Source organism: Microcystis sp. M_OC_Ca_00000000_C217Col (assembly GCF_007095585.1).
Classification (GTDB): Bacteria; Cyanobacteriota; Cyanobacteriia; order Cyanobacteriales; family Microcystaceae; genus Microcystis; species Microcystis panniformis.
On record NZ_SFBV01000178.1, the window covers coordinates 1 to 7,361 of the forward strand.

Annotated in this window: 9 protein-coding genes and 1 pseudogene; 2 read left to right on the forward strand and 8 right to left on the reverse strand. The window is 40.4% G+C overall.

Annotation, left to right across the window (positions count from 1 at the left end):
• Positions 1 to 375: 375 nt before the first annotated feature.
• The 7 genes and pseudogenes from EWV66_RS10275 to EWV66_RS10305 all read right to left on the reverse strand — a co-directional run bounded on the left by EWV66_RS10275 (position 376) and on the right by EWV66_RS10305 (position 4,930).
• Positions 376 to 1,548, reverse strand: coding sequence for a glycosyltransferase family 2 protein (locus EWV66_RS10275; protein ID WP_287109268.1), 1,173 nt, complete (start codon positions 1,546 to 1,548; stop codon positions 376 to 378).
• Between the two features lie 320 nt (positions 1,549 to 1,868).
• Positions 1,869 to 2,624: a hypothetical protein gene (locus EWV66_RS10280; protein ID WP_287109267.1), complete on the reverse strand. Its 756-nt coding sequence runs from the start codon at positions 2,622 to 2,624 to the stop codon at positions 1,869 to 1,871.
• 8 nt (positions 2,625 to 2,632) lie between these two features.
• The gene (locus tag EWV66_RS10285) at positions 2,633 to 3,115 is read right to left on the reverse strand and encodes a hypothetical protein (RefSeq protein WP_287109266.1); all 483 of its coding nucleotides are present in this window, start codon (positions 3,113 to 3,115) and stop codon (positions 2,633 to 2,635) included.
• 66 nt (positions 3,116 to 3,181) lie between these two features.
• Positions 3,182 to 3,511: a hypothetical protein gene (locus tag EWV66_RS10290; protein ID WP_287109265.1), complete on the reverse strand. Its 330-nt coding sequence runs from the start codon at positions 3,509 to 3,511 to the stop codon at positions 3,182 to 3,184.
• Between the two features lie 63 nt (positions 3,512 to 3,574).
• Positions 3,575 to 4,030 carry a GtrA family protein gene (locus EWV66_RS10295; RefSeq protein ID WP_185237964.1) on the reverse strand — a complete coding sequence of 152 codons (456 nt, stop codon included), beginning with the start codon at positions 4,028 to 4,030 and terminating at the stop codon, positions 3,575 to 3,577.
• A 101-nt stretch (positions 4,031 to 4,131) separates the two neighbouring features.
• Positions 4,132 to 4,380: pseudogene (locus tag EWV66_RS10300) on the reverse strand (glycosyltransferase); the annotation flags it as partial.
• Positions 4,381 to 4,717: 337 nt separating this feature from the next.
• Positions 4,718 to 4,930: an Hfq-related RNA-binding protein gene (locus EWV66_RS10305; RefSeq protein WP_002733331.1), complete on the reverse strand. Its 213-nt coding sequence runs from the start codon at positions 4,928 to 4,930 to the stop codon at positions 4,718 to 4,720.
• Between the two features lie 61 nt (positions 4,931 to 4,991).
• On the opposite strand from EWV66_RS10305, the gene dapF reads away from it, so the two are divergent.
• Complete coding sequence (dapF, locus tag EWV66_RS10310) at positions 4,992 to 5,837, forward strand: diaminopimelate epimerase (RefSeq protein ID WP_287109264.1); 846 nt, start codon at positions 4,992 to 4,994, stop codon at positions 5,835 to 5,837.
• Positions 5,838 to 5,895: 58 nt separating this feature from the next.
• Here dapF and EWV66_RS10315 read toward each other — a convergent pair whose 3' ends face one another.
• The gene (locus EWV66_RS10315) at positions 5,896 to 6,108 is read right to left on the reverse strand and encodes a CAB/ELIP/HLIP family chlorophyll-binding protein (RefSeq protein WP_002756687.1); all 213 of its coding nucleotides are present in this window, start codon (positions 6,106 to 6,108) and stop codon (positions 5,896 to 5,898) included.
• A 477-nt stretch (positions 6,109 to 6,585) separates the two neighbouring features.
• Here EWV66_RS10315 and EWV66_RS10320 point away from each other — a divergent pair, with 477 nt between their 5' ends.
• Positions 6,586 to 7,245: a hypothetical protein gene (locus EWV66_RS10320; protein WP_072928035.1), complete on the forward strand. Its 660-nt coding sequence runs from the start codon at positions 6,586 to 6,588 to the stop codon at positions 7,243 to 7,245.
• The last annotated feature ends 116 nt before the right edge of the window (positions 7,246 to 7,361 follow it).

Here is a 7,361-nt window from a genome sequence, read left to right on the forward strand (position 1 = left end):
ACCATCAAATTGATGTGCTTGAGCTTGCTCAAACCAGTTTTTGACCTGAGTATAAAGAGTCGGATGATTAGCTTTAAGGGCGACAACGTAGTCAGCTTTTTTGGCTTGAATATGATTAAGTAGGTGGGTGGAATTAAATATAAAATGAACGTAGGTTGGGTTGAAGCATGAAACCCAACGCCCGCATGGGTTACGCTACCGCTAACCCATCCTACAAATAATTGTGCCTACCTACTGAGCTTACCCTGTTTAATACGGATACCATAAGAACTAGGATGATTGTCTATTTCTTGGTATTTTTGAGTATCCGAAAGTTGAAGGGTAACATATAAGTTTAGAAGCAATAAAGCCGATAACAATCAGTTACAATTATTTTTATCTTCGTTTCAATCCCAAAACACTTAAAAAGAAACTGGAAAAAACCACCTGTACTCCCAACGCTAGAGCGGTTACGGAAGGAATGACAATCCGCATGGTCACGGCTGGATCTAAAGCCCCATAAAGTCGAGCATTCCAAATGTATAAAGCATACAGTGAACCGCCCATACCTAGTACCAATAAAATTACGCCAATGATCAATCCCACCTCCAGATTAATATAACGCAAAAATCGTCTTAATTTTCGGTCTTCCGGTAATAAACCTTCGCTGATAGCAAAAGCTTTTGTGAAGATGGCAAAACTGACGATTTGAAAGCCGATAATCAAAGCTGTGGCTGAATAGAGAAGGGTGTGAACTCTCGGTTGGGTCATAAACCAAATCGTCGCCACAAATCCCAGAAACATTAAAGCCAGTCCGGGGTAGAGAAACAACCAGCGAGGACTATACATTAAGAGGAAGCGGAGATGTCGCCAGCCATCGCGCCAAGTTTTTAGGTGGGGGGGACGACTGCGACCGTCAGGGGATAAAGTGGTTGGTACTTCGGTAATTTTCAGGCCGTAGAGGGATGCTTTCACCACCATCTCGCTGGCGAATTCCATGCCAGTGGTGCGTAGGTTCAATTGTTCGATCGCCTGTTTACTAAACCCGCGCAATCCACAGTGAAAATCACCACAGGGGCTGCCAAAAAATAACCGTCCTAACCAAGTCAAGACAGGATTGCCCAGATACTTATGCAATACCGGCATCGCCCCGGGTTGAATTCCCCCCTGAAAACGATTGCCCATCACCAAATCATAACCCTGTCGCAATTTTTCTAGGAAAGGCGAGAGATTGGTAAAGTCATAGCTATCATCGGCATCCCCCATAATAATGTATTGACCTTTGGCGGCGGCGATACCTCCCCGCAGGGCGCTACCATAACCCCTTTCCGGGATGGGAACCACCCGCGCCCCTGAATTAGTGGCAATTTCTTGGGAACCGTCGCTACTGCCATTATCGGCGATTAGCACCTCTCCCGCAATTTTGTGTTGTTCCAGATAATCTCGTGCTTTGCCGATACAGGTGGCCAGGGTTTCCGCCTCGTTGAGACAGGGCATGACGATCGATAATTCTAAAGTAGGTATCTGCTCATTAGAGGCGGCATCTGCCATGACCTGATTTTCCAGCATAACAATCGCGGTGGAGTCGTTTTGCTCAAGAGTATAACAGGATTATTGACATTTGTGACAACAAATTTTTGATTGCTCAATAGTGCTGCCTTAATTGATTGGCTTGTCTTTGTCCCCAATAACCTATAATGATTGGGGTGTTCATTATCCAGATTTCCGAAGCTATCTAAGCTAGACAGGGCCTTCAGCATCCCAACAACGGGGTTTAGATTACGAACGGCTTAGGGCAAAAATTCGGCAACCCAGAGAAAATGATACTGAAAAATTAAAAACTGAAGTTTATCTTGGTTTCACAGCCATAAACCTTAGCTATATCAAGCTTAAAATCGAAATGACCTTAAAAGTTTAGTTGTAACATATAAGTTTAGAATTGACAGTGCCGATAGCAATGGATTACTGGGAAAGAGATAACGTGAGGGTGCAGGGAAAAATGCCAGATCGACTGCAACATACAAAAATAAGCGCAGTAAAATTATAGATAAGGCAAAAGAAATAATCAATGTGTATTGATTAAGAAGTTGGGAGTGAATAGGTTTAACCAAGTAATAGACGAATAATGTTACAAAAGATATCATTCCAAGAATATTGATGATCTGAATTAAAGGAGTGATCCGGTTTAAATAGAAGATAAGGTCTTTATTTAAATCTGGTTGGTTAACTAGATAAGTTCGACGATGTGCCACTCGATTAAATATTGATCTCATTTCAGGGGTTACTCGAGGATCATCCGTATTTTGTAATAATTTCTTACTACTGACTCGTGGCAAAAATAAATATACACTCATTTCAGTTAATGAATGAGGAAATTTGGTTAGCCAAAATCCTATATCTATATCATCAAAAGAGAAAGTTTTCCTGTTAATTCTTTTATCGTTAAATGCCTCTTGCAGTTCAGAATTAATTTGAGTAAAAACTTTATATATACTCCTATCTTCTGTTAAATCGCTTCTTCTAATTGCTTCTATTGTTGACCATTGCACCCAATCAATTGCTACTTCTATATTAGTATCTTTTCCACCAATTCTAGTAATTCTCCTAGCCAATTCTTCTTCGATTAGAGGTTTGACTTGATTCAATGTTGGACTCACTTGACTTGATAAGCCATTTTTAATTGTTGGCGATTTATATTGACAAACTCAAAATCATCTATATTTTGACCATCATCTATACTCTGAATCTGGGAAAAAGTTTCTTTGAAAGCCGATGAGTTACTAATGGATAACGCTGGTAATTCTAGAAAAAAAGCATTTAATAAAGTAAAAACTGTAGTAATTAATAAACTTATAGCAATGGGAATAATACAAATCGGCAAAGCTTCTCGAATAGCTCTTGCTATATTCATTCTATTCCTTAATACAAGAATAACAAAAACAACTAGGTAACTCAGCAAGAACACTATCTGCTCTGGACAGGTAATAAATATTATTCCTAAACACAAGCCGCCAAGAACAGAAAATATTAGTTTCTTGGCTAAATTTTCTGACATAACAGTTATGATGGTTAAAGCCAAAAGGATATGATATAAGCTAATGGCTATTGTTTCAGTTACAATAGTATTGAAAACCATAAAAGTTGTTATATGAAAAGTTAAAATTGCAAAAACAACTAAGCAGATATATCGAGGAATTTTTAGTCATCTAAAACTAAAAACTAATAATATATTAGAAATAGTGTAAAAAATCTCATGACTAATTCTTAGATAAAAATTCAGAAAATTAGAAACCATTATAAATATCGGATATCCTGGCATATAATCAATTATTGCCTTAGCTTTATTAGTAGGAAACCAAATATTCTGATCTGCCATTAACGTATAGAGCAAGGAATCTCTTGGTTGACCAACAACTTCACTGTTTCTGATTAAAAAAAACTTAATAATGATAATTGATAAAATCCCACAAGCAAAGAATAATTTGTTTATATCTTCGCAAAATATTCTCGTCAATAATTGTTTTTTGGGCATAATATTTAATGCACTTAACTCAATTAAATAACGTCGAAATTGATCTACTAATAACAAGGAAAACTATCTGCTCTTATGGTCTTTTTTATGCTTATTTAAACCACGAAAACTCCAGTGTTTGTGCAAGAAAAAATTATAAAACATTAAACCTGCACTCACAATTACTACCGATGCCATGTACCATAGTTTAAATACTTCTACCAAAATAAACATCCAAGCCACGTTAATTAATAAGCCAGAAAACATGACATTATAGTACTTTATCAATTCTGGGAAAAACATTTTTATACTTGTATTAAAAGTATAAAACTTATTTAGGCAAAACCCAAGAAAACTTGTATAAATTAGAGCAATAACTACCGATGCAATGTAATGAAATTTGATTTTTTCAGTTAATAAATATATGGAAAAAGTATAAATAATATTACAGGTTAAACCAAAAATAAAAAATCGTCGAAATTGTTGACTAGATAGTAAAGAACAAAATTTGTAAAAACTCTTTTGAAGTACATTAATCATAATTTAGATTACTTTGGCAATAACTTGTTTTACACGATAGTAACTACTATATCGAATAGAGATAAACTGTCCTCATATATTCAAATCCCTCATAATCATAGTCCCCTTTCTGGGATAGGAACCACCCGCGCCCCTGAATTAGTGGCAATTTCTTGGGAACCATCGCTACTGCCATTATCGGCGATTAGCACCTCTCCCGCAATTTTGTGTTGTTCCAGATAATCTCGCGCTTTGCCGATACAGGTGGCAAGGGTTTCCGCCTCGTTGAGACAGGGCATGATGATCGATAATTCTAGAGTAGGTATCTGCTCATTGGCGACGGCATCTGCCCCGACCTGATTTTCCAGCATAACAATGGCGGTGGATTCGTTTTGCCCAAGAGTATAACAGGTTATGTACAGCAGTGGACTGAATTGTTAGCAGACAAGCGGCAATCCATATCTGAAATTAGATGGCGATCGCTCTGCTGGACTCTCTGACTTTCTTGATTGGGCAATTTAACCCAAATTTTCCAGCCACTGAAATTCTGATGCTATCCTCGCCATCCCACCTGATTATTTGCTAAAATTCATGGCCAAATCTCCTTAACCCCAACTGACCTTACATTTGCTCAAAAGCTATCTGCTTGCTACTGAATTTTTGATGCGTCCGGGACGCATCCCACGGACAAATATCGCCAATTTCCTCCTAGGCTTTAGGTCTTAAATAAACTAGAGACTGTTGCCAAATTAAAGTGGGTTTATCGTAGTGATCGACTAGGTATAGACAGTTAGCATCTTGCCAAAGGATGCGACCAACGAGCAGATCATCGGTGCTTAACTTAATTTCTACTTCCCGTTTCTCTTGAATATAGCTCTGTACTTGTTTAATACTCGGCAGACCAGGATCAAATTGAGACATAATGAGTTTATCGATGAGGTGTTCATCCTCTATTATTCCTGTTGAGCAGCTTTTATTGACCATGAAAATCCCCTTTACCAAATATCAAGGCCTGGGCAATGATTTTATTTTGATAGATAACCGTCACAGTCCCGAACCCCTGATCACAGCGGAAATGGCCGTGGCTATGTGCGATCGACATTTTGGCATCGGTGCCGATGGCGTGATTTTTGCGCTTCCCGGCCAAGCAGCAACCGACTACACCATGAGAATTTTCAACTCTGATGGTTCGGAACCAGAAATGTGTGGTAACGGTATTCGCTGTCTAGCCCAATTTATCGCCCGTTTAGAGGCTAACAACGCCATTGGCCGCACCTATCGCATTCATACTCTAGCAGGAACGATTATTCCCCGTTTAGAAGCCAATGAACAGGTAACGGTCGATATGGGACCGCCGCAATTACTAGGCAGTGAAATCCCCACCACTTTGGTCAATGGAGCAGAAAAAGTCCTCGCGGTTCCCCTAGAGGTGGAGGGTAAAGATTGGTTAGTTACTTGCGTTAGTATGGGTAATCCCCACTGCGTCACTTTTGTGGATGATCTGGCCTCTATTCCCCTAGAAACTATCGGGCCAAAATTTGAGCATCATCCGGTTTTTCCCCAACGGACTAATGTGGAGTTTGTGGAGGTAATCGCGCCGGATTATATGAAGATGCGTGTCTGGGAAAGAGGAGCGGGAATTACTCTCGCTTGTGGGACTGGTGCTTGTGCTGTGGTGGTGGCAGCTGTGTTGACGGGCAAATGCGATCGCCGTTGTACCGTGGAACTGCCCGGTGGCTGTCTTCAGATTCACTGGTCCCAAACCGATAACCGGGTTTACATGACAGGTCCTGCTAAAGCTGTTTTTGAGGGCATTTATGGTATCTAAACCACCCCGTCTGGACGGGGACTGAACTCCCCGAACAGCGCGACGGGATTGTTAATTCTTAGAGACTGGTAATCCAAGCAATAATTCCTTTACCGGTTAACAATTCAATGGCTAAAAGAGAGACAAAGCCAATCATAGCTAGTCTGCCATTCAGTTTTTCAGCGTTTTTGGTAAAACCGAGACTGCTAGAACTATCAACGTACATTTTCGGTTCAACAGCAAAATTATTCAGTCTTCCTTGTTCTTCGGTGGTGTAGCCGCGGGCAGTCATGGGGAGGCTCCTTTTGTATGCTTATGTTAAGAAGTGTAACACATTGTTAAGTTATGTTGCAAATTTTAACAAAAAATTTCTGGGGACTCAGAAAAACTCGATCGGGTAGGCTGTCAGGGTAGTGCTATAGTTCTATCTCCTCTGGGTTGATTGAGGAAATTCTGCTTTTTGATTGACAAATTACTCAGGTTGTGGTAAGAAAGAGGTGTAAACTGGGTCAACCGAATCAAGGAAAAGACAAAAACTATCTTAAGGTGGCCAGAGGAGTCCCGTTAAACCGTACAGGAGTTAGCGGGGGATAAATTGCCACCAAAAGGGAACCCGATTTTAGGGAGTCAACTTGTCTTGAGCGAAGATACCCGAAAGGGTAAGTGTGGGGAGAATAGGGAAAAACCACTAGGAAAAATCTGAATAGAATCTTAATATATAGAGTGCCTAGTAGCCATCACGATTGCGCTCACTGTCTTTGTAAATTCTATGGCAGAGATTAACCCAGAGATCAACCTCATGCAGATAGCGACTATACTCAACCAATATCGATTTGAAATGAGAGGATATAAAGCGCAAGAATTAATCGAGCGCTGGTTGCCCATCTATTCGCTAAATTGGATTCGCATGGCGATTTTAGAGGCACTCTATCAGGGACGTTACAAAGTCATTTCGGTGGAGGAAATCCTCAAAATTTGGCACCGTCGCGGCCATCCTACCTTTCATTTTACGGGGGAATTCGAGCGCTTGGTTTGTAAAAACTGGCCAGATTCCCAGTTAAATGGCAAAAAAACGGTATTTATCCCTCAACAGGAACAGGTCAAGATACCTTCTCCCAGCCTTGAGCGGCCTTATCCAGAGCCACGAGCGGAAGCCAAGAGTAAAGATTCTTTACTAAACTTAGAAACTTCTCTTTTTGATGATCCTCGCAAGGGGATGAGTGATGTGGAGGAATTATTCTCGCAGTTAACCCCAGAAACACCCAAATTCCCTGAATTAGAATCAGTGCCTAAATCGCCTAACAGCCATGGAACTAGGGAGAATTTTCCGGCTAATTTTAAACCGGCAATCGATGAGTTTATCCCTTTGTTAGACCCTTCGGAATTGTATCCCAAATTAAAAGCTGTGGCCCGCTCGCAGTCTAAGTAGGGTCTGCTGAAAAAGTTTTTCGTGGGGACAGGGTGTGGGGTGTGGTGCGATTCGTTGGCTAGAAACTAGACAGTAAGACGTTTAGAGGATTAGCCGCTTGGTAAATGTAGTACCTT